The organism is Marinococcus sp. LNHM5E3-2.1, from assembly GCF_056034365.1.
The window spans coordinates 1-24,786 of record NZ_JBQLIB010000015.1 but is presented as its reverse complement, the minus strand read 5'-3'; the positions used below and the strand labels follow the sequence as shown (position 1 = coordinate 24,786).

31 protein-coding genes are annotated in these 24,786 nt (G+C 42.6%); 10 read left to right on the top strand and 21 right to left on the bottom strand.

Annotated elements, in window-relative coordinates; all coding sequences use genetic code 11:
• Positions 1-160: 160 nt before the first annotated feature.
• From ACTRXH_RS13990 to ACTRXH_RS13975, 4 genes are all read left to right on the top strand, one after another.
• Positions 161-385 (top strand): helix-turn-helix transcriptional regulator, encoded by a 225-nt coding sequence (locus ACTRXH_RS13990; protein WP_474279430.1) that lies wholly within the window; start codon positions 161-163, stop codon positions 383-385.
• Position 386: 1 nt separating this feature from the next.
• On the top strand, positions 387-677 hold the full coding sequence (locus tag ACTRXH_RS13985) for a hypothetical protein (RefSeq protein WP_474282640.1): 291 nt from the start codon (positions 387-389) through the stop codon (positions 675-677).
• 316 nt (positions 678-993) lie between these two features.
• Positions 994-1,311, top strand: coding sequence for an ArsR/SmtB family transcription factor (locus tag ACTRXH_RS13980; RefSeq protein ID WP_474282638.1), 318 nt, complete (start codon positions 994-996; stop codon positions 1,309-1,311).
• Between the two features lie 27 nt (positions 1,312-1,338).
• Complete coding sequence (locus ACTRXH_RS13975) at positions 1,339-1,743, top strand: ArsI/CadI family heavy metal resistance metalloenzyme (protein WP_474279497.1); 405 nt, start codon at positions 1,339-1,341, stop codon at positions 1,741-1,743.
• 18 nt (positions 1,744-1,761) lie between these two features.
• Here ACTRXH_RS13975 and ACTRXH_RS13970 read toward each other — a convergent pair whose 3' ends face one another.
• The 3 genes from ACTRXH_RS13970 to ACTRXH_RS13960 form a co-directional block, all read right to left on the bottom strand.
• On the bottom strand, positions 1,762-2,139 hold the full coding sequence (locus ACTRXH_RS13970) for an iron chaperone (RefSeq protein WP_474282636.1): 378 nt from the start codon (positions 2,137-2,139) through the stop codon (positions 1,762-1,764).
• A gap of 188 nt (positions 2,140-2,327) precedes the next feature.
• A complete protein-coding gene (locus tag ACTRXH_RS13965; protein ID WP_474279422.1) occupies positions 2,328-2,642 on the bottom strand; it encodes a DMT family transporter in 315 nt (104 codons plus the stop codon).
• On the bottom strand, positions 2,642-2,989 hold the full coding sequence (locus ACTRXH_RS13960) for a DMT family transporter (RefSeq protein WP_474279420.1): 348 nt from the start codon (positions 2,987-2,989) through the stop codon (positions 2,642-2,644). The genes ACTRXH_RS13965 and ACTRXH_RS13960 overlap by 1 nt, the downstream gene beginning before the upstream one ends.
• A 36-nt stretch (positions 2,990-3,025) precedes the next feature.
• Between ACTRXH_RS13960 and ACTRXH_RS13955 the strand changes: the two genes are divergently transcribed.
• The gene (locus ACTRXH_RS13955; protein WP_474279418.1) at positions 3,026-3,859 is read left to right on the top strand and encodes a LysR family transcriptional regulator; all 834 of its coding nucleotides are present in this window, start codon (positions 3,026-3,028) and stop codon (positions 3,857-3,859) included.
• Positions 3,860-4,034: 175 nt separating this feature from the next.
• Here ACTRXH_RS13955 and ACTRXH_RS13950 read toward each other — a convergent pair whose 3' ends face one another.
• From ACTRXH_RS13950 to ACTRXH_RS13930, 5 genes are all read right to left on the bottom strand, one after another.
• Positions 4,035-4,256, bottom strand: a complete 222-nt coding sequence (locus ACTRXH_RS13950) for a helix-turn-helix domain-containing protein (protein WP_474282634.1) — start codon at positions 4,254-4,256, stop codon at positions 4,035-4,037.
• An 11-nt stretch (positions 4,257-4,267) separates the two neighbouring features.
• Positions 4,268-4,750 carry a DUF2975 domain-containing protein gene (locus ACTRXH_RS13945; protein ID WP_474264196.1) on the bottom strand — a complete coding sequence of 161 codons (483 nt, stop codon included), beginning with the start codon at positions 4,748-4,750 and terminating at the stop codon, positions 4,268-4,270.
• A gap of 211 nt (positions 4,751-4,961) precedes the next feature.
• Positions 4,962-5,240, bottom strand: coding sequence for a hypothetical protein (locus ACTRXH_RS13940; RefSeq protein WP_474279414.1), 279 nt, complete (start codon positions 5,238-5,240; stop codon positions 4,962-4,964).
• Between the two features lie 165 nt (positions 5,241-5,405).
• Complete coding sequence (locus ACTRXH_RS13935) at positions 5,406-6,011, bottom strand: class I SAM-dependent methyltransferase (RefSeq protein WP_474279412.1); 606 nt, start codon at positions 6,009-6,011, stop codon at positions 5,406-5,408.
• A 124-nt stretch (positions 6,012-6,135) separates the two neighbouring features.
• Entirely contained in the window at positions 6,136-7,008 is an 873-nt protein-coding gene (locus tag ACTRXH_RS13930) for a DMT family transporter (RefSeq protein ID WP_474279410.1), read from the bottom strand.
• 241 nt (positions 7,009-7,249) lie between these two features.
• Here ACTRXH_RS13930 and ACTRXH_RS13925 point away from each other — a divergent pair, with 241 nt between their 5' ends.
• Complete coding sequence (locus tag ACTRXH_RS13925) at positions 7,250-7,573, top strand: hypothetical protein (RefSeq protein WP_474279408.1); 324 nt, start codon at positions 7,250-7,252, stop codon at positions 7,571-7,573.
• A gap of 108 nt (positions 7,574-7,681) precedes the next feature.
• On the opposite strand, the gene ACTRXH_RS13920 is transcribed toward ACTRXH_RS13925, so the two are convergent.
• The 5 genes from ACTRXH_RS13920 to ACTRXH_RS13900 all read right to left on the bottom strand — a co-directional run bounded on the left by ACTRXH_RS13920 (position 7,682) and on the right by ACTRXH_RS13900 (position 12,872).
• Positions 7,682-9,247: a malate:quinone oxidoreductase gene (locus ACTRXH_RS13920; RefSeq protein ID WP_474279406.1), complete on the bottom strand. Its 1,566-nt coding sequence runs from the start codon at positions 9,245-9,247 to the stop codon at positions 7,682-7,684.
• Between the two features lie 218 nt (positions 9,248-9,465).
• Positions 9,466-10,137, bottom strand: coding sequence for a 3D domain-containing protein (locus ACTRXH_RS13915; protein WP_474264184.1), 672 nt, complete (start codon positions 10,135-10,137; stop codon positions 9,466-9,468).
• 520 nt (positions 10,138-10,657) lie between these two features.
• A complete protein-coding gene (locus ACTRXH_RS13910) occupies positions 10,658-11,311 on the bottom strand; it encodes a hypothetical protein (RefSeq protein ID WP_474279404.1) in 654 nt (217 codons plus the stop codon).
• Positions 11,312-11,362: 51 nt separating this feature from the next.
• On the bottom strand, positions 11,363-12,199 hold the full coding sequence (locus ACTRXH_RS13905; protein ID WP_474279402.1) for a hypothetical protein: 837 nt from the start codon (positions 12,197-12,199) through the stop codon (positions 11,363-11,365).
• Between the two features lie 367 nt (positions 12,200-12,566).
• Positions 12,567-12,872: a hypothetical protein gene (locus tag ACTRXH_RS13900; RefSeq protein WP_474279399.1), complete on the bottom strand. Its 306-nt coding sequence runs from the start codon at positions 12,870-12,872 to the stop codon at positions 12,567-12,569.
• Positions 12,873-13,174: 302 nt separating this feature from the next.
• Between ACTRXH_RS13900 and ACTRXH_RS13895 the strand changes: the two genes are divergently transcribed.
• Together ACTRXH_RS13895 and ACTRXH_RS13890 are read left to right on the top strand one after the other, a co-directional pair.
• Positions 13,175-13,741 (top strand): DNA-3-methyladenine glycosylase I, encoded by a 567-nt coding sequence (locus ACTRXH_RS13895; protein ID WP_474279397.1) that lies wholly within the window; start codon positions 13,175-13,177, stop codon positions 13,739-13,741.
• Between the two features lie 167 nt (positions 13,742-13,908).
• On the top strand, positions 13,909-14,244 hold the full coding sequence (locus tag ACTRXH_RS13890; RefSeq protein WP_474282632.1) for a hypothetical protein: 336 nt from the start codon (positions 13,909-13,911) through the stop codon (positions 14,242-14,244).
• Positions 14,245-14,331: 87 nt separating this feature from the next.
• Here ACTRXH_RS13890 and ACTRXH_RS13885 read toward each other — a convergent pair whose 3' ends face one another.
• From ACTRXH_RS13885 to ACTRXH_RS13850, 8 genes are all read right to left on the bottom strand, one after another.
• The gene (locus ACTRXH_RS13885) at positions 14,332-15,360 is read right to left on the bottom strand and encodes a LacI family DNA-binding transcriptional regulator (protein WP_474282630.1); all 1,029 of its coding nucleotides are present in this window, start codon (positions 15,358-15,360) and stop codon (positions 14,332-14,334) included.
• A 143-nt stretch (positions 15,361-15,503) separates the two neighbouring features.
• Positions 15,504-16,334, bottom strand: coding sequence for a sugar phosphate isomerase/epimerase family protein (locus ACTRXH_RS13880; RefSeq protein ID WP_474282628.1), 831 nt, complete (start codon positions 16,332-16,334; stop codon positions 15,504-15,506).
• An 84-nt stretch (positions 16,335-16,418) separates the two neighbouring features.
• Positions 16,419-17,858 carry a sugar porter family MFS transporter gene (locus ACTRXH_RS13875; protein WP_474282626.1) on the bottom strand — a complete coding sequence of 480 codons (1,440 nt, stop codon included), beginning with the start codon at positions 17,856-17,858 and terminating at the stop codon, positions 16,419-16,421.
• A 158-nt stretch (positions 17,859-18,016) separates the two neighbouring features.
• Positions 18,017-18,844 carry a sugar phosphate isomerase/epimerase family protein gene (locus ACTRXH_RS13870; RefSeq protein ID WP_474282624.1) on the bottom strand — a complete coding sequence of 276 codons (828 nt, stop codon included), beginning with the start codon at positions 18,842-18,844 and terminating at the stop codon, positions 18,017-18,019.
• 40 nt (positions 18,845-18,884) lie between these two features.
• Positions 18,885-19,904: a Gfo/Idh/MocA family oxidoreductase gene (locus ACTRXH_RS13865; protein WP_474282622.1), complete on the bottom strand. Its 1,020-nt coding sequence runs from the start codon at positions 19,902-19,904 to the stop codon at positions 18,885-18,887.
• A 13-nt stretch (positions 19,905-19,917) separates the two neighbouring features.
• Positions 19,918-21,114, bottom strand: a complete 1,197-nt coding sequence (locus ACTRXH_RS13860; RefSeq protein ID WP_474282620.1) for a Gfo/Idh/MocA family protein — start codon at positions 21,112-21,114, stop codon at positions 19,918-19,920.
• A 114-nt stretch (positions 21,115-21,228) separates the two neighbouring features.
• Positions 21,229-22,053: a sugar phosphate isomerase/epimerase family protein gene (locus tag ACTRXH_RS13855; protein ID WP_474282617.1), complete on the bottom strand. Its 825-nt coding sequence runs from the start codon at positions 22,051-22,053 to the stop codon at positions 21,229-21,231.
• 25 nt (positions 22,054-22,078) lie between these two features.
• Entirely contained in the window at positions 22,079-23,095 is a 1,017-nt protein-coding gene (locus ACTRXH_RS13850; RefSeq protein WP_474282615.1) for a Gfo/Idh/MocA family protein, read from the bottom strand.
• Positions 23,096-23,638: 543 nt separating this feature from the next.
• Between ACTRXH_RS13850 and ACTRXH_RS13845 the strand changes: the two genes are divergently transcribed.
• Together ACTRXH_RS13845 and ACTRXH_RS13840 are read left to right on the top strand one after the other, a co-directional pair.
• Positions 23,639-24,100 (top strand): hypothetical protein, encoded by a 462-nt coding sequence (locus ACTRXH_RS13845; protein ID WP_474282613.1) that lies wholly within the window; start codon positions 23,639-23,641, stop codon positions 24,098-24,100.
• A 103-nt stretch (positions 24,101-24,203) separates the two neighbouring features.
• The gene (locus tag ACTRXH_RS13840; RefSeq protein WP_474264154.1) at positions 24,204-24,455 is read left to right on the top strand and encodes a hypothetical protein; all 252 of its coding nucleotides are present in this window, start codon (positions 24,204-24,206) and stop codon (positions 24,453-24,455) included.
• The last annotated feature ends 331 nt before the right edge of the window (positions 24,456-24,786 follow it).

The window sequence follows — 24,786 nt, the reverse complement described above, 5'->3', positions numbered from 1 at the left end:
CTCTCCTAAGAATATCCCGGTTCAAATTATTTGGTCAAAAAATCTCTAAATGTTCGCCCCGTCTCTCCTCACACATAGTATGCAACATAATAAAAATGTAATATATTTTTGACATTATGTTAAAAATATATTACCATGAATGTAAGGAGGCCATAGATGAATGAAAGAACAAGGTGAATTAACTAATCAGCTGTCGGTATTCCGGGCCAAAAAGGGCTATTCCCAGGCAGAGGTCGCAAAGAGAATCGGTGTGAGCCGCCAGACTATTGTTTCACTGGAAAAAAATAAATACAGTCCTTCACTCAAGTTAGCTTTTGAACTGGCACACTTATTTGAAACCGGCGTGGAAGATATTTTTCAATATAATTTGAAAGGAGAGGAATAACATGGAATGGTTCTTCTATCCGTATTTAGCCGTTGTTATTTTCTCCATCATCATTTGGTTTAGGTTTCAACACGGGGAAGAAGGAAAAGATGAACGCGGCCGTGAAATTATTAACCGATCGTATTCGATTATTTTTCCCATGTTTCTTATCGGCTGGGTCGTAGTCAGATTGATCGAGGACTTCATCATTCCACTTGACGGGGACGCCTGGCGGGACGCCATGTGGTATTTGATTACCGGGATTATGATTCTTCATTCCATCCTAATTTTTATCTTCAGGAAAATCTACTAATACTAAAACCATAAAACAGCAAACCAAAGAGAATAACATTAACAATTAATTATCTTAATTTTCGTATAATTTAATATAGTAAATGTCTTAATTGATTTTCCCGAAATGTTTCTATGCTTCATATTGTCTGCCACATTACCTGAAAAATGGTGATGTGGCTTTCGTTAACAGAAAAACTGTCCCCAATCACTAAAGGATTTAAATATTGGAGGAGCTTTACATCAACTTTTTTTGATTTATTCATTGTTTTTTCTATCGCACCAGCCTATACTTATATTACATCAAAAAAATTTGATATAAAAAGGAGATTTTTTCAATGAACTCTCCCTCTTCTTCTAAATTTGCTGCAGCTTCCCCATTCACTATCTATGAACAAAAATTCAAAGCCCTGGCCGACTATCAGCGGCTGGAAATTTTGCATCATATTACAGAAGCAGGCAGCGTGTGCGTCTGTGATTTGACTGAACGCATGCACCTGCCTCAGTCCAAGCTTTCGTATCATTTAAAAATTTTGCTCAATGCTTCACTCATCGATCGCGAAAAACACGGTACCTGGAATTACTATATGCTGAACGACAAGGCACTAAACCATCTATTGTCTGAGGAATTGTGCTGCCTTTTTCGCGAAAAATAAAAATTTATTTAAAATTAAGGGGGTTAAATCATGAAAATTCATATCGGATTAAACACCAGCAGTCTTTCCAAAGCCGTAGCGTTTTATACCAAGCTGTTTAACGAGCCCCCGGTCAAGCACAAGGAAGATTACGCCAAATTTCTTCCAGCCGGCATTCCAGTAAATTTCACTCTAAACGTTCATCCCAATGTGACCGGGAACCAGGTGGAGCATTTTGGCCTCCAGCTTCCTGATGCTGACACTCTCGTCTATCATAAACAGCGTATCCAGCAGGAAGGATTTTTCGCCCGAGAGCAAACAGACACCACTTGCTGCTATGCTCTTCAGGATAAGTTCTGGGTTACAGACCCTGATGGTAACGAATGGGAATTCTTCTATACTAAAGCAGACGTTGAGACTGCCGCCAAAGAACCCGGCTGCTGCTCATCCTAGCTTCATGCTTGTCGGATCTTAACTTTCTTTCCGCCAGAACGTGGAGCAGTCTGCTTTATCAGCGATATTAAATTCGATCATATTTTTAAGTAATTCATAGTCCACCGGCTGCTCCCACGGAATGCGCACGAGCTGTTTCGTATACTCATAGCCTGTCCTCGTAATCTCTTCTGAAAATTGATCAATAGCCGTTTTTTCCGGGGCAACCGCCAGATGGCGTTTAGCTGTGCTGAAAGCAATGATAAAAGTTCCGTGATCGGTAAACATCGGCTGATTCCATGCAATTTTCGGCTCCAGCTGTGAAAATTCCTTCGCTATCCAATCCAGAACCTCTTCTGTCCGCTCTCTGTGCTCCTGATTTTCTATATTCTTCAGATACTCTGAAAAATGTTCCATGCGTCTCCCTCCCCTTGAAAAATTCAGTAATTATATAGCATTTTAAAAGATCTTCTAATGCTACTTATATTTTAACAGTTCAAAAGGGTCTAATGCCGGCTTGCTTCATAGGTATTTTTGCTATGACACTTGGGCTCAAAAAATTAAAAGAATCTAAAATAAGATATATTTTATCTCCATTAAGTCATTCAGCTTTGAAGATGGAGCACTAATACACCGATAACAATCAACGTTAAAGATAATAGCTTTTTTCTCGTGAATGGCTCCCGGAAAAACAAGGATCCGATTGCAGCTGTAGCAGCGACCATTACGCCGGACCAGATCGCATATGCGATGCTGATATCAATATATTGGACACTCAATGTCAAAAAGTAGATACATCCTAAAAACAGAAAAAAGGAAGCAGCACTGGGCAGCTTTTTCCGGAACCCCCGGGATAATTTCACCGCCACGTTCGCTATTACAGCAAATACTAAGCTTATGATTAATAATAATGTTCCCATCACCAGGCCCCTTTATTACTTTTTTGGTTATCGGGCATATTTAGCCCAATCATGCCTGCTACAACAAATAAAACCCCCAGGGTTTTAATCGCGGATAGGTTTTCCTCAAAGAAAACGGATCCAATAAGAACTACCAGCACTGTTCCCCCTCCTGCCCATAAGGCATTTACAATTCCCAGTTCATAGTTCTCCGTAAGAATAATATAAAAACTAAGCGCTATACTATAACAAATGATGACCATGAGAGTTCCTCCCAAATTCGCAAATCCATTTGCTACCTTCATGTAGGAAGCACCCACAACTTCTAAAACAATAGCAAAACTCAGAAAAGTGTAGTATTTTAGCATAGAAGCTCCTTTTATTTTTAGAATGGATGTGTACAGATGAATATACGTATGCTGGATTATTTTCTGGCCGTCGCTCAGGAAAAAAATCTTTCCAGAGCTTCCAAAAAATTATTTATTTCTCAGCCGGCCTTAAGCAAACAAATCAAACAGTTGGAAAGCATACTTGGGTTTTCCCTTTTTGTGCGCTCCACCCATGGGATGATGCTAACCCATAAGGGAGAACAACTGTATGATGATATTGAACCTCTTGTAAATCAGCTGCACTCCCGTATGAAAAAACATACGGAAAGCAGAATTATTCATATAGGTGCCGACCCTTTACTGGCTTCGTATTATTTTCCGCAGCATATGGAGAGCTTCAGTCCTTTTCAGGTTCAGCTCACCCATATTAAGGATGATACGGTCGATTTATTGCCGCTCCTCCGTTCAGGAGATATCGACGCAGCTATTGTCCAGGATCAACCCTCGTACCACGGTCTGGCTTCTGCTTTTTTATTTCACGATGAATTTTTTGCGGCAGTCCCTGCCAATCATCCGTTAGCACAGTTCGAACGTCTTTCCATGACCCAATGCTTTCAGCATCCCCAAATATTGAGCCCCTCCACCCCTCTATACCAGCGGATCATAAGGCTTATAGATGCTTACAATGCTCCAGTTCCTTCTATTAAGGAAGTTCCTTATAATGCTATTGTGGGATTTGTTGCTCAAGGGTACGGCATTTCCTACCTTCCTTCGATGGTAGTTCAAAACGTGGACTATAGAGGAGTTGTGTTTATACCTCTTCAGGAGGCTCCCCTTCACCGCGACATGTATTTGTTTGCCACCGATCAAATCTATCTGGAAATGCTTCGGAACGGCTTCGACCTGTAATTACTATAAATGCATATGGCAGGTGCGCATAATACTTATTCTGGATGGAAATATAACCAAAAGTTATATCTTCACAAAAAAACACTTTCCCTGTTAAAAGAGAAAGTGTTCGGGCTAAAGGGAGTGCAATCCTCAGAACTACTAGCTGCTCCCTTTAATATTAATTTTTTAAACTTTATTCATCTGCCTCCTTTTCTTCCCCGTATTCCAATATATCTCCAGGCTGACAATCCAGTGCCCTGCATATTGCTTCTAGAGTGGAGAATCGTATAGCTTTCGCTTTTCCATTTTTTAATATTGAAAGATTTGCCATTGTAATGCCGACCTTTTCCGAAAGTTCGGTTACGCTCATTTTTCTTTTCGCAAGCATTACGTCAATATTGATGATTATCGCCACTAGCTTTCACCTCAGACCGTTAAATCATTTTCAGATTTTATATCTATCGCGTGCTGAAATAATTTTTGAAGAACAGCAGCAAAGACTGCCACTACTGCCGGAGCAAATACAAAGCCTGCTCCAATCAGGATGACTCCCGGGGCGTCATCTAATTCCGCAAAAATGTAAAACAGCGGCATTCCTGCTATATACAAACCGCTGATGGCGACTGCACAATACTTAATCACTTTTAAAGCTTTGAGAGCCAATGCTGAAAATGCTTTGTTTTTGTCAATGTAATTCAATAGCTTAAATGCCTGATACAAAGCAGCAAAAAAGGGAACTGCCGCTGCATACATTACAGCTAAAATTCCGTATATAACGTAGGCGAATCCCGTTTCACTGCCCGCAGCTTCTCTCGCAATCACAGGCAGCCCAAACAAACATAAAGCAAGCACCGGCAGTCCGATACAAATGACAGCTATCTTTAAAAAGAGCGTTGAGCCTCTTTTCATCAAAAGCACCTCCCTCTTGATGCTTTTATTCTACCATTAAATATATTGATAATCGATAAATTTTTATTCCTAAACAGGTGATAATATACATATCATTCAGGACATTCATGACTACTTTGCGGAATTGTCATTAAACAAAAAATCAGGCAAGACTGAATTAACTTTAGCCTTACCTGATTAAATCAATTATTCATTTCTTCTAAACTCTCTATTATAGATGCTCTTTAATTTTTTGAATAACCTGATTGGTAGCATCTTCCCCGTCTTCTGCCCGGATTGGGTCTACTTCGATGTAATTGCTGCGGTTGGTCAACTCTTCAGCCCAACCTATAAAAACATCCTCTTCATCGTCTTTGTCCACGATAGAAATTTCCCAGTGCACGCTTTTGTCCTGACGCTTCAATTCAAAGTAATACTTTGCAATTGGCATTAATTTCGCTTCGGCCTGCCCGTCGAACTGATCTTCTAAACTTTTCGGCTGATCAGCCATAAAAATACTCCTCTCGTTTAAACACTCGCGTGCAAAATAATTTGAAGCAGCAAAAACATAACTGCTTCTCTTCGTTTATTTCCGTTTAAATGCTTCATTAATCATTGAATGTGAGAGCCTGCACGTCAAAAGCTGATTGAAATAAATCAGTACTGTTTTTATATATTACCCGGTCGATTTAGTCCAAAGCAGATAAAGATATCCCAGCTGGGCCCGTTCATATTTTACAATTTCCAGATCAGAAGCATCGACTATTCCTTTGATATTCCGGTCATGATGACAGCCGAATGATTTTAAAAATATAGGATTCAGGTGATGCTGCAGCCACCGCACACCTTTATTATTTAGTAACCCATGCTCAAGCAGCAGGATCTCTCCCTCACTTTTGCACCATTTGTTCAAGAGAGTCAACACACGAATTGGATCCTTGTAGCAGCATAATGTGCCGGTAGAAAGAATCGTATCAAATGTGTTTTCCGGAAATGATAAATGTTCTACTTCGGATAAAATAAAATCAGCATTTACTTTGTATTCTTTCGCGCCGGCTTCTGCCGCCTCAAGCATTCCCGGGCTGAAATCAACACCGGTATATTCAGCGTCCAAAGGCAGAAAAGCATAATTCATCCCTGCTCCGACAGCGATTTCCAGTGTTTTCCCTCTCGCGGCACCGCATATCTTTCTTCTCCATTTATTATCTGCTTCATATTTTCTATGCCTCTCGTGCTTATAGGCCTGCTTGTTAAATTTCTGCACCAATTCTTCATTATTCATTATCAGTCCTCCTCTTTTTGCCGTGTATTGTGGTTCAAAGATGACTGTTATTAAAATAATGAGTCTGTTACATTGATTATACTCTTTTCTATTCTTTCCGGCCGTTAAATTACATTTATTATTTCTAAAGTTGATATGCTTTCTTCTGCTGAACTAAAAACAATCCGACCCCGAGCAGCACGATCATCCCGCCGATAATCTGTAGTGCGACGACTTCTTCTCCAAGAATGAAAAACGCCAGGATAGTAGCGCCAACCGGTTCGCCCAGAATCGTCATTGAAATAGTGGATGTGTTAATAAAGTTCAACAGATGATTGTAAATGACGTGGGCAATCGTTGGAAGAATCGCAAGCAGCATAAATATCTGCCACTCTTCGGCCCCGTACCCCGTTACTGGAATACCGGAGAATGCATTAAAAGCATGAAGCGATATCCCTGCCACAAAAAATACTATAAAGCTGTACAGCCAGTGTGATACCCGCTTCACTACACGCTGGCCGATTAATAAATAAACGACCACCGCTATCACGCTCAAAAAGGAAAGCAGGTTGCCGAGTAAGGCAGAGCTGCTGCTGCGCCCAAGGTCTCCCAAACCAATAATCACTACTCCTAAAATCGACAGGCTGATCGTAATCAGCTGCGGTATGCTGACTCGTTCTTTATAAATCAAAAAGCCGCCGGCCAGCGCTACTACCGGCTGCAGGGCCAGAATAATGGTGGAGCTTGCCACCGTTGTCAGCTTTAATGAACCAAACCAGAGTGCAAAATGCATGCCAAGGAAAACCCCTGAAAAGATGAAAAGCACCCATTCCTGTTTTTTGATATTTTTAAAGTCTCGTCTTTTTAACCAGACAAAAGGGAGTAAAAACAAACTGGCAATATACATGCGGTACATGCTGAGAATCGTGGCCGGTGCTTCGGACCATTTTACAAATATCGCCGCAAAAGAAATCGCGATAATAGATATTATCAGTAAAAATGCTGTTGATTTATTCATCCTTTCTTCTCTCCATCCTTTATTATCATCTCTTTTTGTATTGACATAAAGAATCGTATCAAACGAGCGTTTAAAAATCCGGTATATAATTTCCTATTTTAAGCTACTTTTTTCCGGTGCATAAATACCTACAAATGCTTTAATAATATTTACATAATCAACCATTTTATATATTATGGTGGCATACTTAAAAGATTAGGAAGCAATGACACTTCATATAATACTGAAGGGAGAGCCTGCTATGAAGAAATCATTACCCGGCTTGATAACGCTAATCGGTATTATCGCCGTTAACTGGCTTATAGCCTTTCTTTTATCTGCAGCTTTCATTGAATTTTCGTTTTTAACCGGCCTGGCTGCCACAATTGTGATCGGCTGGCTTACTTCGTCCGGCGGCTTTTCCTCCGATGCCGTTCGTATGCAGACGCAGGGGGATACAGGTATTAGAATGGAAACAGAATCCCGCAGCGTTCTCCGTTTCTCAATGCCTTTCTTCGTCGCCCTTACATATACCTTACTTACTTTAATAATAACGATCTACTATTACCGGGATTATTTTTTATAAGTACATGATACTATCATCTCGGCCAATAATTACTCGGGCTCACATCAAAAAAGCCTCTTTTCAGCTGTTTAAACTGAAAAGAGGCTTTTAAAATAATTAAAATTATATTTACGTCATTTGCGGCTGTTTTTGATTTTTCAATCCAAGCACCTGCTCGGTAGACTTATGGATTTCCTCAATCATCTCTGGATTTTCTGACAGATTCATACCGTATGAAGGGATCATTTCTTTTATTTTCGGCTCCCATGCTTCAAGTTGCTCTGGGAAGCATTTCTCCATGATTTCGAGCATCACAGATACGGCAGTCGACGCACCCGGAGATGCTCCGAGGAGTGCAGCTATAGAGCCGTCCTCCGCGCTGATCACTTCTGTGCCGAACTGAAGGGTACCTTTACCTTCTTCGGTATCTTTAATAACCTGAACCCGCTGGCCGGCTACGAGCAGCTCCCAGTCCTCTGTTTTTGCGCTTGGGACAAATTCCCGGAGCTCTTCCATGCGCTGTTCCTTTGACTGCATTACCTGCGTGATCAGGTATTTCGTTAATGGCATGTTCTTAGCTCCCGCTGCCATCATTGTAATCAGGTTATCCGGCTTGACGGATTTCAATAAATCCATCAGGGACCCCGTTTTCAAAAACTTTGGAGAGAAGCCGGCATACGGTCCAAATAAAAGTGTTTCCTGATTATTAATATACCTCGTGTCCAGATGCGGAACAGACATTGGAGGTGCTCCGACGGGCGCTTTGCCGTACACTTTGCCGAAATGCCCGTTGACGACATCCGGATTCTGGCAGACCATAAACTGGCCGCTTACCGGAAAACCACCGATGCCCTTTCCTTCTGGAATACCGGATTTTTGCAGCAGGTGCAGGCTTCCGCCGCCTCCACCAATAAACACAAAATCCGCCTCGTGCAGCTCAAGCGTTTCTTTTTGATGATTGCGCACCTTCACTTCCCAGGTGCCGTCTTCGTTACGCGTAATATCATCCACGTCATGGTTATATTTCATTTCTACGTTATTCTTTTCAAGATGGTTAAACAGCTGACTCGTCAACGAGCCAAAATTCACATCGGTGCCGTCTGCAATTTTAGAAGCCGCTATCGGTTCTTCAATCTGTCGGTCCTTCATCATTAACGGCATCCATTTTTCAAGCACTTCCGGGTCCTCTGAAAATTCCATCCCTGAAAATAATGGATGCGCAGACATTTTTTCGTAACGCGTCCGTAAAAAGGAGACGTTATGATCGCCGCGCACATAGCTGATGTGGGGTAGAGGCATAATAAAGCCGCGTGGATTATGGATCAAATCGCTTTTCACCAGATAGGCCCAAAACTGTTTGGATACCTGAAATTTTTCATTGATGCTGATGGCCTTACTGATATCAACGGAGCCATCCGGCTGCTCGTTTGTATAATTTAATTCACATAGAGCCGCATGTCCGGTTCCTGCATTGTTCCATTCATTCGAGCTTTCTTCTCCCGGCTTTTCCAGCTTTTCAAACACTTTGATATTCCAGTCCGGGGACAGCTCTTTCAGCAGTGCACCTAATGTTGCACTCATAATGCCGGCCCCGATTAAAATGATTTCTTTTTCACCCTGTTGTTTATTCATTTCTTTCCTACTCCCTACATAATAGAAAAAGACGTCTCCTTTTGGCGGAAATCTTCCGGCCATATTTTGTTCACGTCAGGGAGGCATCTTTTCCAATAATTTTACACCAAATATAGACTATCATTATTAGACGAAGATTAAAATCATTATTATTAATATAATAACCGTTTATGAACCTAGAAAAACAATTAATATAATTCAAGACCCTTTAAAGCCTTTTTCAAGCTAAAAAAACCGAAACCGGAGAATTTCCTCCGGTTTCGGTCCGTTTATTATGATGATTAGTCGACTACTGTTACTTCAACGTCCTTACGGCCGAAGGAAAGTGCTTCGGAGTTGGTTGGTACGTGAACGTCGATGCGATTGCCGTTAATAGCGCCGCCAGTGTCTTCTGCTTTATAAGTGCCCATGCCTTCCACTTTTACAGTGGAGCCGAGTGGGATAACGTCCGGATCAACAGCGATGACGTTAGCGTCACGATCGTTGTTAAGGTTAACGCCTGTTGCCGTGATGCCGCTGCAGCCTGCACACTCAGCAGTGTATGCTGTTGCTTCCACTGTCATGGTTTCGCCGCCGCTTGTGCTGTTCGAGGACTCGGAAGTCGAAGCTCCTGCTACTTCTTCGCTGGATTCACTGGAGGACTCAGAAGATCCGCCGAGAGCTGCCTGCGTTTCTGGGCCGGCTACGCCGAAGTAGTTGCCCGCAGAAGAAGAAATACCGTTTGCTGCCTGAAAGTCTTTTACGGCGCTGAGCGTTCTTGGGCCGAATGTAGAACCAGTATTTCCGTGGAAGTAGCCTTTTTCCTTCAGCGTGTCCTGAAGCTCTGCAACAGAGGAGTTAACGTCGCCGTAAGTCATAGAACCATGGTCACCGATGGATGCGTCTGCTGCCTGTGGTGCTCCGAATACGACGCCTGCTGTAATTGCTGTACCGAATAGTGTCTTTTTCATCATAAATAATTCATCCTTTTTAATTATAATATTTGTTATTCGTCCTAATGACGAAATCCATTGAAAAGTTTACCTATATGTTTACTTGCCTTTACGTCGTCACTGCATTGATTATCATGTTGTTTTACTGCTTTTGTTTTTTGTGCCGTCTCTCAAACACAACGCTACCGATTATGCCTTGAAAAAGCACAAATGGCAATAACATTAATTTAGTTGTAATCTAACCTTAATAGTTTTTCATATTATGTAAAATTAACAGGTATTCCTGCACATATTCCACTAAAAACTGCCGTATTTTTACTCATTACTACTGAAAATATATTTAAAATATTACGCTATTATTACAATAAGCCCGTGTTCGCGTAACATTATTAGAAATAAAGAAAGAAAATACTTTTGAATTTTGCTTGTACGTGGTAAATCTATTAGTTTTTAAGCTTTTCCAGGGCATATCATCAACTAAAAAACCCATACAGCACTTCTTTTTGAGAAGTCTGCATGGGGCCAAGCTTAATAGTAGAATTTATTTCACCTGCTTATATGAAGTGATCTCCAGGTCTTCGTCTACGGTGGCTTCGTACGTTTCCACTTTCGTTTTTCTGCCATCGTTGTTCAGCACATCGATTTTTACGTGCCACACGCCGTCCTTTTCTTCTGTAGAAGTAATACGCTTTGGTTCAGCTACATAGTTTTCGAAAAATGCATTGACGCTATCCATTACTTCGGTAAGCCGGGGGCCATTCTGTTTGGATTTTTTCTTTTTAGAAGGCGCCGGTTTTCCTTTGGAAGCAGAGCCGGCTGCGTTCCCTGCATTTTTTAATTGCGGCCTGCCTTCATTTTTAGAAACCATTCTTGCTTTTTTAGGCGTCTGTTCTTCATTTTTATTCTCTGAAGATGATCCTGACATGCCGGGAATTTTCGCTTTCGATTTTTCTGCGGTCTGCTTTACGCTGTCTTTGGCTTCCCCGGCTTTTTTTAGAGGCTTCTTCAACAAGGAAGCTGCTCCCCCGCTTTCATTTTCTTCCTCCGAAGCATTGGTTTCTTCCTTCGAATCTTCAGAAGACTCCTCCTCCCCGTCTTTCTTTTTAATCCCCTTTGTGATCATCGGGATAGCTCCTCCGATCAAACTTCCGGCTGCCATCAGCCCGTAGGTAACTTTATCTTTTTTATCAGTCATTATGTTTTCTCCTTTCTTTACTGCTCAACTCTGAATGACCCTGCCGAACCTTTATTTGTCGGCAAGGGCCTTGATAGACGAAGTACTTTTTCTGCTGTCGCTGCTTTTTGTGGCTTCTCGCCTCATTTCTTTTATCAAATCGTCCCATGAATTCTCCATAAAGTCATTTTTCACCTGCTGCTTGAGCTCTTCTTTGAGCTTTTTATGCATGTCGTTCTTCCATTCTGAAGCCAGGGTACGTGTAACTCCACGGACGAGGCTTTCATGTGCAGCTTTCGATAGGAAAGAAGAAGTTGCGGCACCTGATTCGTCTGCGTTGCTCTTACCTTCTTCATTTTCAGACTCGTTTTCGTTATTATTCTCATCAGACGTTTCTTGTGTCCCCTGATACGCTTCATTAACCTGTTTCATGATTTCCTTAATCATACCGTTTTTATCTTCTTTCGTTACCTGCAGTCCGCTGTCTGCCGCCAATTTTTTAACAGCCTGCTTATCCATCGAATACAGGTTAACCTCTTCTTCATTACCATCTTTATTCGAAATAATGACTCCGGCGTAATTTTCTTCATTTTTTTGACTTGTAGACGAGCCTTCTGCATTTTCTGCTTCCTCATGTTGAATCGTCAGCTTAAAGCCATCTGACTGATTTATAATTTCATCAATCATATCCTGTTTTCTGGTTGATTTAATTTTTAAGCCGCTGTCCTTTGCCAATGCTTTTATAGCTTTATTACTCAAAACGCGAAGATTTACTCTTTCTTCCACTCCTTCATTATCGACGATGACTACTGCCGATTGTTGGTATTCATCGGAAGCTGATTCCCGTACAGCCATCGGTTCTCCCTCATTTCCCGCCCGTTTCCGGATATTTTCCAAAAATTTCTTCATTTTTAAACTACTTTACCTTATATACCCCTTAATCAAACTAATAAGTACAAAACTTTCTTTTATCCATATTTTTTGAAAACCTCCGCCAAATAAAACAGCGGGCTTTCTCCCGAAGAGAAAAGACAGCTGTCATTAAAAACGGATTTCAACTGCCGGAATAAGTGGGGACTGATGTTATTCCTCCTGTTCGTTTTGCTGATCACGTCGGCTCGTTTTTCTTTTGTTTGTACTCACTTTGGCCACAGAGACATAAAAATAAGCCCTTCAAGTTTAAAAAAACTCAAAGGACTTATTCAATTTAGTTTATGATTTTAAGAACAGCATTTATAAATAGACGTGTAATCCAGCAAAAACTTCTTCTGTTTCATTATACAGCTATCCGATAGTAATTAAGGTTTTCGCCATAAAGCTTCCTTTTTTCTATAAACCCTAATCGTTGTAATTTTCTAACTTTTTTACGTAAATAGCGTTCTGACATCTCTGTTTGCGCTGCAAGTTCAGCCTCCTGGCAGTGAAACCATCCGTTCTCCAAAAATCCAAAATAAGCCGTTTGCTCTTTAAATTCGTTTATGAGCGCACTGTATATTAACGCTTCTGCGTATCCAACCTCTCTTACAATTGCTGGATTAACACCCTCATGTAATGATTGTTGATATTCTCTATTTTCCAGCAAGAGCCACCCCTCTATTATTACCAGGTTATTTGATGAGACTGCTGCTTACGATTTTTCAGGATTAATTCCACTGGCTATGTTTTTCTCTAACGATTCTTTTTTCCTATCCTAGCGTATAAAAAAAACTTTGAAAACCATTACATTACAAAAATGTAACAGGAAATCTGCTTTTGTTTAAAATTGACTGGAGCCTTTGAATGTAGCTTTTTAAACCAGGCAAAGTCCTGTGCTTCAGCACGCCCTGCCTTATGATATAGTTATTTCATTACAGTCAGTACTGTTATCAAAAGGAGGGATCTCATTTGGAAAGATGTTCGTGGTCACAAAAAAATGAACGTATGCAGGAGTATCATGATAATGAATGGGGACGTCCGAATACAGATGACAGCTATTTATTTGAAATGCTAACGCTGGAAGGCGCTCAATCCGGACTCTCCTGGAACACGGTGCTTGCTAAACGGCACCATTACCAGGAAGCTTTTCAGCAATTTGATATTCAGAAGTGCGCCTCCATGGCAGCCGAAGACCTGGAGTATATTCGGCATCATTACGGCGTGATTAAACATTCTGCCAAATTAGCTTCTGTGCGAAGCAACGCTGCAAAAGTCCTGACAATCCAGGAAGAATACGGCAGCCTGTCTTCCTTCTTTTGGCGGTATGTTGATTTTAACCCAATTATTCATGAGCGGAAAGAAGAAACAGAGGTTCCATCTTATACAGAGCTGTCCTCTCAAATAAGCAGGGAATTGAAAAAACGGAAATTCAAATTTGTCGGACCGGTAACGGTGTATTCATTTATGCAGGCCATTGGTATGGTGGATGACCATGTTCGTACCTGTCCCTGCCACTCTAAAAATACTAATGCTTGATTTGGCAGTGTTTAAAGCCTCTGTCTTTCTTTGAAACAGACCTTTTGCACAATTAAAGTTCTCGTCCGGTTGTTAATACTTTTATTTTTACTTTTCACCGGGAACATGAAGTTTAGATTTCATTCGACAAATTATAAATTAATGTTCCAGAAAGAAGGTCAATTATTATGGAAGAAACAAAATACCGGGCAGTAATGCTTCAGGAGGACGGTACGGTAGTGGAACGGCATTATACCCGAAGACAGTTGTTTGAAGGAGGACAAAACGTAAACCTCCTTAACAGCCATTATCATGTGCTCCCTGACGTTTGGGCTGTGGGGTTTTATGAATTGCCGGAAGAAATTGAAGAGGTCTGGGCTGAAACAAAAGAAGCCTCTTTCCCTCTCCCAGCTATCTTTTTCAGCTATAACCCGCACACCCAGGCCATGGCTAATATGAGTGATAAACTGATCGAACAAACGAAAGCCGAAATACAGAAAGCCGAGTTCCGCAAAAGTAAATAGCGTTACAAAAGCAATGCCTTTCCTGTTAATGGAGGGACATTGCTTTTTATTGGACACAATTTGAGATCTTAAAACAGCTTAGACACCTCATTGAACTGGTTCCTGCAGGCTTATATTATTTTCAGCTGTAGTTCGCCTTACTTTTATTTCCGGAGCCAAAATAATCGTTCTGCTTGACTGTTTTTTTCCTTTAATCTGATCTACGAGCGTCTGGGTAACAACTTCCCCCATTTCCACGATTGGCTGGGAGATCGTGGTCAGCGGCGGGTGGCTGAGAACAGCAATGAACGTGTCATCAAATCCTACTACCGAGAAGTCATCGGGCACACTTTTTCCAATTCCTCTCGCGCCCTGTATGCTTCCTATAGCCAAAAAGTCTGTCAGGGCAAACGCCGCACTGATATTAATGTCTTTTTTCAGCCTATCCATTACAGCCTGCTCAGCCTGCTGGGTAGTCATCAGCTCTTCTATAATTTTTACATTCTTTTTAGGAAGCCCCGCCTCTTCAAAAGCTGCGTAAAACCCTCTCAAACGGTTCTGTTCACTTGAATTGTCCAAATCCCCAACCAGCAGCAGTACTTCCCGGTGGTTTAATGCCAGCAAGTGCTGGGCGGCCAGGTAACCTCCCCGAAAATCGTCCACCAGTACAGTGCTGACAGCAATAGTGGGGATATCCCGGGACACCAGCACCACGGGAATATTTTGATTCATAAATTCTCTGAGTGATTCCATATTATGCATACCGGTGCCCAGCACGACTCCATCCACTTTTTTTTGATTCAGCCACCACAAATACTGGACTTCTTTTTCGGGATCATTGTCAGTATTGCATATAACCACACTGTATCCATTTGCGTGTCCTGTATCTTCTACACTTCTCGCGAGCTCTGCAAAGAATGGGTTTGCAATATCGGGAATCACCAGTCCAATGGTATGCGTATGCTTCCCCGTAAGCGCGGAGGCTACCATGCTTGGATGATATCCTACTTCTTCTATTATCTTCAGTATTCTTTTTTTCGTTTTTTGTCCGACATCGGCTTTGTCATTGATTACTTTTGAGACCGTAGCAATCGAAACTCCCGCCCGTTCTGCCACATCGTAAATGGTTGGTTTCATTTTTCTCCTCTTTCTCCTTCTTATTAACTTCCCTCTTTCCTTCAACGTTTATACTTTTGACGGTTTATTATAAACAAATACGTATTGGATATTCAATCACTTCACTTTTTTAGCAAATTTACGAAAGCTTGTATACGAATTGTTTAATTTGAGGATATTTCATTAAGAGCCTTTTCTACATAATAATAGGCAGTGTTCGCGCACTCCTGTTTTTCCATCTCCCAATATTCTTCACGAAAAAGCTCCAGACTGGCTGCCCCGTTGTATCCAATCTGCTTCAGGGTGTTTCCGATATCCTGCAGTGGAATAATTCCCAGAGTCGGAAATACCCGGTTCGCTTCAGTCCGCTCTTCTTCCGCCACATCTTCGGCATCATCAATATGAAAAATAAATAATTTATCTTTATCCAGTTGTTCAAGATCCTGGAGCTGCGAGCCTCCAATAAAGAAGTGGTAGGCGTCAAAAACCAGGCCGACATTGGGTCGATCCGTACGCGATACAATGTAATCAGCCATTTTTAGCTCATTTACGGAAAAACTTTTATAGCCGATGAATTCAAAGGCTATACTCACATTGTGCTTTGAAGCAATACTCCCCATACGTTCAAGCATTCGGGACGTGTTTTCGATAATGTCCTCATTAGGTATTCCCTCCGGTAATTCACTAGGCACGGCGATTACGTATGGGCATCCTATTTTTGAAGCGATCCGGCACCAGCGCTCTGTTTCCTGCAGCATTTTCTGCTGCTCAAGCTCCGGTTTCATATTAAAAAACTCGATAGAATTGATGGCGCAGGGACGAACTGCGGACTTTCGAAAGCGCTCTGCCAGCTCCGTAATTGAATGATCTTCCAAATAAGAGTCGAGCTTATAGGTGCGGAGCTCTAATGTCTCAAACCCTGCCTTTTCTGCTACTTCAATGTCTTCAAGTAAGTCGCATTGATTTGTAGTCGATCCGTTCAGTCCTATTTTCACTGTAAAACCTACTTTCAGTTACAAAAGCCGGGAATCTTCTAAAGGTTCCTCGGCTTTTTGTCTTAAATTTTTATCACCATTATCCTAGGATAGTTTAGACTGTCTATCTGCTTTTGCCTGATCATTTTTCGATTTTTGATCGAGCCAGATTTGCTCAATTTCTTCGAGCGATTTATTTTTCGTTTCAGGCACGAATTTCCAAATAAAGAAGAACGCGAACGTGCTTACCGAGCCGTAGATCAAAAATGACCCGACACCAAAGGCTTCATTCAGCGGTGGAAACGTCGTGGAAGCTAATAAATTAGCACCCCAGACAAGCGTTACAGCAAGCGACATTGCCTGGCCTCTGATTTTATTCGGAAACATTTCTGAAAGCATTACCCAGGCGACTGGCCCCCATGTCATTTGGAAAAACGCTACAAATCCTAAAATAAATACAAGAGTGGCGACACCGTAAATACCTGCAAAGAACAGCATAGCTACAGTCACTAAACATATAGCACACCCTGCTGAGCCTAATAACAGCAAAAATTTCCTCCCGTTTCTGTCGATGAGACGAATCGCAATCAAGGAAACAACAACGCCTATAGCACCTACAAGCACAGTTTGAAGCATCGAAGCGGACTGACCGGCGCCGAGGCTTTCAAATATTCGCGGAGCATAGTAGAGAATAATATTTATCCCGATGAACTGCTGCAGGACAGCAATAGTGAAACCAACGATCAAAACCAGCTTACCGTAATAAAATAAGTTGACTTTCTGCACTTTGGTATTTAGTGATTCCTGGATACTCGAAAGCGTACGACTGGCAGCTTCCTTGGATCCGTGCAGCTTTTCCAGTACATTGTATGCCTGCGTATCTGCATTTTTAAGAGCCAGATACCTCGGCGTCTCCGGAATAAATAGAAGCAAAAAGAAAAACAATGCAGCCGGCACGAGCTCGGAAGCGAACATAAGTCTCCAGCCGGTTTCGTCGATCCAGGCGCTTGACTGCCCCCGTGAGATTCCCCAGTTTACGATGTATACGACTGTCTGACCGAACACAACGGCCATGTTATACAGCACCACAAGCTTCCCGCGGATATGCTGGGGACTCATTTCGCTGATGTAAACCGGCGCAATCGCGGAGGCAAGACCTACACCAATACCACCGAGAATACGGTACAGGTTAAATGTAATCAGCAAAGATAATGTTGGCTCACCCCGGGTGAAAAAGAAAAGCTCCGGATAAGCAGATCCCAGGGCAGATAAAGCAAACAAAGTCGCAGCAATAATCAGCGTATTCCGCCGGCCAATACTATTCGCAATGAAGCCGGATATTAAGGCCCCGATAATACAACCGGCAAGGGCGCTTGAAACGGTCAATCCATGAATAAGCGAACCTAATCCTAAACTATCCACGAGATACAGCTGCACCGATTGTTCTGCTCCGGCAATAACGGCCGTGTCATAGCCAAAGAGCAGCCCTCCCAGTGAAGCAACCAGTGCAACTGATACTATATAAAAACTTTGATTGTTTTTCATTTGAATTTAAGAAGGGAAAGGTCCTCCCTTCCTTCCTCCTTTCTTTCCTTAAGGGAAATAGGCTCAATATGAGTTTTTCGTGGTTTCGGGAAAGAAGTTTATCAACCAGCAGCCGTCAGATGAACATTGAACTTTTATTTGTATGAATTATCTGACCTTTATATAAACATTTTATCCAATGCCTCTTTTACATGCCGGTAAGACTGCTCTCCTAAGTGGTATTTTTCCATTTCCCAGTAGTCGGGCCGGAACAACTCCAAACCGACCATACGTATATGTCCCGTTCTCTGCACTCTGTTCCCGATCTCTTGTAAAGGAATTACTCCGAGACCCGGAAAAATTCGGTCTTTGTCTTCAAGCTCTTCTATTCGTGCATGTTCTGCATCGTTAATATGAAATACAAATATTTTTTCAGATGGCGTTTGTTCAATCGCATCCAGAGAAGAGCCTCCGGTGTAAAAATGAAAAACGTCCAAAACGAGCCCGACATTTTCACGATGTACTTTCTCCATAACTTCTCTGGCAGCTTCGAGGGTCTTTATCGAAAACTCCTGAATACCTATAAATTCAAGTGCAATGTTCACCTGGTATTTGCCTGCAATATCGCTCATTTCCTGAAGCATTTGCACGCTGTCTTTTACGATTTCTTCATCTGAAATATCCGGAGGCCTCGGGCTCGGAACAGCAATGACGTAGGATGACCCGGCAGCGCTTGCGATTTGACACCATTTTTCTGTGTCTTTTAACACCTGCTCCCTCTCCTCCCCCTGCTTCAGGTTAAAGAATTCGATGGCATTGATGGCATCCGCCTTCACGGATGTCCGTGCGAACAGCTCAGTCAGATCATCGAGTGTATGATCCTTTAAAAAGCTCTCGAGCTTGTACGTCCTAAGCTCTACTACGTCATAGCCTGCATGCTCTGCAACAAGGATATCTTCTTCCAACGTACACTGATCCGTTGTAGAGCCGTTTAATCCATACAGCATCTCTTCCTCCCCTTCCTTTTTACAGTACGTACACTTTGTCCTAGTACAGTTCCTGCATATTGATACGCTCTCCATTATTCATATAGGAACGGGTTGCTGCGAGCGCTACCTGCATATTGATTTTGGAATCCACTGAAGTAACCCGCGGACTTTCTTCTCCTTTGACACATTTAATAAATTGTTCGAGCTCCTGCACGTATGCTTCGCGGAATCTCATCTGAAAGTTAGGTACAATCTCGTGGTTGCTTCCTGTGCTGCTCTGAACAGTGACATCGCTGTTACGCAGGGAACCGACAAAGATGGCGCCCTCTGTTCCGATAATTTCGGCCCGGATATCGTGTCCATACGGCGAATTCCGGCTTGCTTCCACATCGCCCGCTCCGCCGTTTTCAAACTCGAGGTACGTAATGGCCTGGTCGACGTCGTTATATTCTTCCATGAATGGATTCATTAAAATCCGTCCATGACCGGAAACCGAGGAAATTTCGGAGCTCATTAAATACCGTGCGATGTCGTAATCGTGAATGGAGCAATCCAGAAAGATACCGCCGCTGTTTTTAATGAAGGAGGCCGGCGGTGACCCGCTGTCGCGTGTGAAGCCTTTAAAATAAATCGGTTTTCCGATCTCTCCGGCATCAATCCGCTGCTTGGCATCAAAGTATCCCGGATCGTACCTTCGCATAAAGCCTACCTGGCAGATGACGTCCGCTTTCTTTACCACTTCAATGACTTCATCCGCTTCTTCGATGGTGGAGGTGAGCGGTTTTTCCACAAATATCTGCTTCCCGTATGATGCCGCCTTTTTAATCATCTCTGCATGCGTGCTCGTTGGTGTAACGATCACTACCGCATCAATATCTGGATTCTGGAAAACCTCCTCCGGGTCCGCTGTCCATGCCGGTACCCCAAGCTGCTCTGCAGCCCTTTCCGCATGCTCAGCGATCGGGTCGCAAATCAAAACAAGCTCCGCTCCTTTTACTTTGTTCATCATATTGCTTGCGTGAAACATCCCCAGTCTTCCAAGACCTAAAACCGCTACCCGTATATCCTGCTGTGCCATTGCACACCCTCCTTTAATTGATTTCAACACTGTCTGGTTTATAAATTTCGGAAATGGCCGTCCATCCCCGTTTGTTTACGGAGCGTTCGACAGCCTCCAGGATCGCCTGGTTCCTCACTCCGTCTTCAAAGTTCGGCGCTGCGCTCGTTTGATTCCCAATATTGTCCATCAGAGAAGCAATCAAATTGACGAAGGTGTGCTCGTACCCGAGAATATGGGCAGCCGGCCAATAATTCCCGGCAAAGGGATGCTCTGCTTCCGTGCAGTTAATCGTTTTGAATCCCTGCAGTCCCGGTTCGTCTTCTTCAAAGTAAACCTCCAGGTTATTCATGTTTTCCATATCCCAGCGGATGGATCCTTTTTCCCCGTTAATTTCAAAACGATTGCCCGCACGGTTGCCGCGGCTGAACCGGGAGGCCTCAAATGTGCCCATCGCCCCGTTCTGGAAAGTAGCCAGAAAGGCAGAAGCGTCATCGACCGTCACTTCGCCCCACTCGCCTTCCCGGATCTCCGTCTGGAGATTGTGCACGGTATCACCAAGCGGGCGCTCTTTAACAAAGGTCTTCATCATTCCCGCTACTTCGTCAAATTCGCCTACGAGAAATCTGGCAAGGTCAATGATATGAGCGCCAAGATCGCCAAGCGTACCCGAGCCCGAAATATTTTTCTGCATGCGCCAGGTGAGCGGGTAGTTGGGATCCATCAGCCAGTCCTGTAGAAATGTTGCCCGTATATGATAAATACGCCCCAGTTTTCCACTGTCAATCAGCTGTTTGGCAAACTGAACCGCTGGAGCAAACCGGTAATTGTGGCAGAGCATGTGAGTTACATTATTTTTTTCCACAGCATCGCGCATCCGGACCGCTTCTTCCACGGATAATGCCAACGGCTTTTCACACAGCACATGCTTGCCGGCTTCCGCTGCTGCAATGGCAATCTCACTGTGAGTATCATTGGGAGTCACTATATCAACCAAATCAATATCTCTACGATTAATCAGGGAACGCCAGTCTGTGGTGTGACGGGACCAGCCCATCTTTTCAGCAGCCGGCCCCACCCGAGAAGAATCCCTTCCAACAATCGTATCAAGTCTCGGCGTTACCGGACTATCAAAATAGAAGGGAACGTCGCGGTACGCATGGCTGTGGGCTCTCCCCATCATCTTGTAGCCCACCATTCCGACATTAATTGTTTTCTTTTCTTCTTCCATTGTTTCTCCACCTCCATATATTCTCTCTGTGCAGGGAGCAGCATATTTTCAATGCAAAAGCTTCCTGCAAATTTACTTAAGCGCTTAAGTAAATTTTAAAAAATAAATGCGTTTTTAGCCGAATAACCGTTTCATTTTCGGCAGCGACTGAGCGGCGTCCTGATACAGTTTTTCTTTCGGTTCCTCTCCTTTGTCGGGATTAAATGGATCTTTCCCCGGCGCCAGGCATTCTAAGGTAATCGTGCCATTGTAGCCGGTTTTTTTGACGATTTCAGCTAACTCCCCCCAGTCAAGGCGGCCTTCTCCGATTCCCTGTCTATTGCTGTCTGCCACGTGTAAGTCCGCCAGGGCCTCTCCTACATCACGAAAAGCTGCCTCGAAGCTGGTTTCTTCAATATTCATATGGAACGTATCAAGCATCGTTTTCACTGAAGAATGATTTACTTCTTCTACAAACGTACGGGCCTGGGCCCCGTTGTTTATAATACAGCTTTCATACCGGTTAAGCGGCTCCTGGACTAAAATAACATTTTGACTTTCCGCGTAAGGAGCTAGCTCCTGCAGGGATTTCACAGCTGCCTCCCAGTTTTGCTTCTCACCGTTTTCAGGAGCTGATTTGCCGGGCGCGCATGGGGACATCACAAAATATTCTGCACCAGCTCTGGCCACCCGGTCGATCTGTTCATGAAAATATTCTACGGCTTTTTTTCGCATCGCCCGATCTGTCTGGGACAGATCTGTCGCTTTATCAGGCCATCCGGCATTTGCTGTTAAACCGCGAATCGTTAACTGTAATTCGTTTGCCAGTGTGTTTAGCTCGTCCCAGTCATAGTCATGAGCATGAATTTCAATTTCGTCATACCCCATCTCTGCCACATCCTGCATCGTCTGCTCAATCGGCTGATCGCCAAATACCCAGCTGCATATTGAAAACTTCATTTTTTCCTCCTTCTGCAACCTGCCTCTATACTTTCTTTAGTGCCTTTACTCTACTTGCAAAGTCTATTTCCTCACCCGATCTGGCGCTTTCATAAATGGCATTGATAAGCATCGTTAATTGATACGCATCATCCACATCCACTGGCGGTGCTGTGTCATTTACCAGAGCATCAATAAACAGCCGGTCTTCTTCGATATATCCGCCCTTCTCGTAAAATGGCACTTGTGTATAATCTTCGGCTATCATCTGTTTTTCCAATCCGGGAGACAAGCGAACCGTTTCAAGCTCAGCTGTTGTAGCTGTAGAGTATTTCCCGTAGATTTCAATAGCTTCAAAAGGAAAACTCCAGCCTGAATGAGCGGAAGAAACAAGCGTCGCAATACCTCCGTTTTCAAATGTAACCAGCACCGCAAAATCGTCAAATTCATTATCGGAAATATTTTGTCTTGCTTCGCACCGAACAGTTTTTACCGGACCGAAAAAGTACGGCAGAAGATCAATTTGGTGTATCGTCGTTTCGTACAAAAAGCCGCCTGTTTTACTTGAATCAGCTGTCCATGCCGGTTTAAGTAATTCCCCGCGGTTAAGTTTAAACTGGCCAAGATGCGGATCGAGGTCTCCGCCTTCAATCCATTCTTTTACCTTCTTATGGGTATTTGCGTACCGCCGGTTCATTCCCAGATTGTAGACACCCTTTGATCCTTTTGCTGCTGCCCTGATTCTTTCAGCGCCCTCCTCGGTCACAGCCATCGGTTTTTCACTAAATACATTCAGGTCTGCTTCCAGGCATTTGATGACAGGCTCCACATGAGTCGTATTTGGGGTGGTCACGTATACTGTATCGACCCCTAAAGCAATTAATTCATCCAGCGTCTCCACAGCCTGCACCTTTCCCTCAAGAGTGTCTGCTAATTTTCTTGCATTATCCAGGACAATGTCTGCAACTCCTGTGATTTCCACGCGTTCGTCCTCCTGCAGAATAGAGCCGTGTACCGAAGCAATAAAGCCTGATCCTAAAAAACCCACTTTAACTTTTTTCATATGTGAACCTCCTAAATTAGGGTAAGCGCTTTCGTAATATAAACTCATTGTAATTAATTCCACTCTGTATGTAAACCCTTTCAATTATATTTTCCATTTTTCCGTGATTCTGTGTAGATTTAATGTTACTTCTCAATCGTAATATTTAGTGTATTGAAATTTTAATTTCTAAGTATACAGTCATTTACCGAAAAAACAGTACACAATTTTACATAAAATGGTTGGTGGATTTATTGATTTCCTTGTCTTAACGCTCTTTCTTCCAGTATTTTTTATTTACATCTGGCCCTGAATCTTTTTCTAAATAATGTATCAATAATGCTATTTTTTACACAGTTTTAATTGAAACTTTAGATATGAGTAAAATATCATTAAACGGGTAAATAATTTTAATAATACAGAATTTTATATTTTCAAAAATTACTTTTAAAACAACGGGGCCTGTGCCTTTCCAACATTCTTCCAGCCCGTTCGAATCGTTTATATTAAAATAACGCTTATCTATTATTAAATGCTGCAGGCCCGGAGAAAGGAGCAGCATTCATGAAATACGAAATGAAACATGCTGTGTATGAAGAAATGATGAATCACATTGAACAGGAAGAGCCTTCAAGCGTTGAGGAATTTGTCCAGCAGGCAGCAGATAATTTTGAGATGGCGCTGCTGCTTCCTTTTTATATGTATTATTATCACCCTCACGAATGGCAGAATTATTCTTTGTTTGCCAATGATCCTCTGCCAAAAACGTTAAACTATGCCGCCTATATTGCACTCGATGCTCCCGCTCTTCACGTGAATCCGAGGCTTAAACGTTTTTTTTACGGCACCTACTGTATTACTTCTTCACCGCCGGACGACAAGACGATGCTTTCCATTGAAGAATGGACAATGCATTTATTCCGGAAATATTGGCAGCTTCATCAGAAAACCTTATTTTTCGGAAACTATGTAGAAGTATTAGATACTCACACGTCAAAATGGTTTTTAAAAACAGTACAACGGTGATGACAAGGACAATTGAATAACGATTTAAAGTATTACTTTCCAAGCCATCCCTGCTTCAAATTAAGACATGGCTTCTGGTTTTCACGTAGGGAGGGAGCACTTTATGACACCGCTGGTTATCGGTTATGCCATTCAGGGGACGGAAATCATTGTAGGTACGCCTGAGAGCCTATCCTGGTATGCAGACGAATCCTGGGTTGCACTGCACGAAGATATAGAAGTACTGTTTCGTGCCCTGCATCCATTTGCTGTAAAAGGTGTTGCCATTCATTTTCTTCCAGATGTCCAACCATTGAAAAAGGCCTGGGAGGTTTATGATGTCAGTATTTCTCCTTATCGTCCCTCCTATCATTAATGGTATTTTACAAACGAATATAAACAAAACAGACTCCATCCAAAGGAGTCTGTTTTTTAATGTATAAAAGCGAAGAATTTTCTCCTGCCTTCTCCCCTGCCTATACTGGATTTCCTTTCCTGCTGCAGACTCTCCCCTCCCTTTACAAAATCTTAACAATTCCTTTATTTACACTACAGCTTATCATCCTTTAAAACTGTAGAGGGTATTGCAGTAATCTGTGTTAGATAGACATCAAGAGGAGGAATCATTGTTTTGGATATTCAAACGCTGATATTTACGTTTCTCGGCGGCCTGGGGATTTTCCTGTTCGGGATCAAATACATGGGCG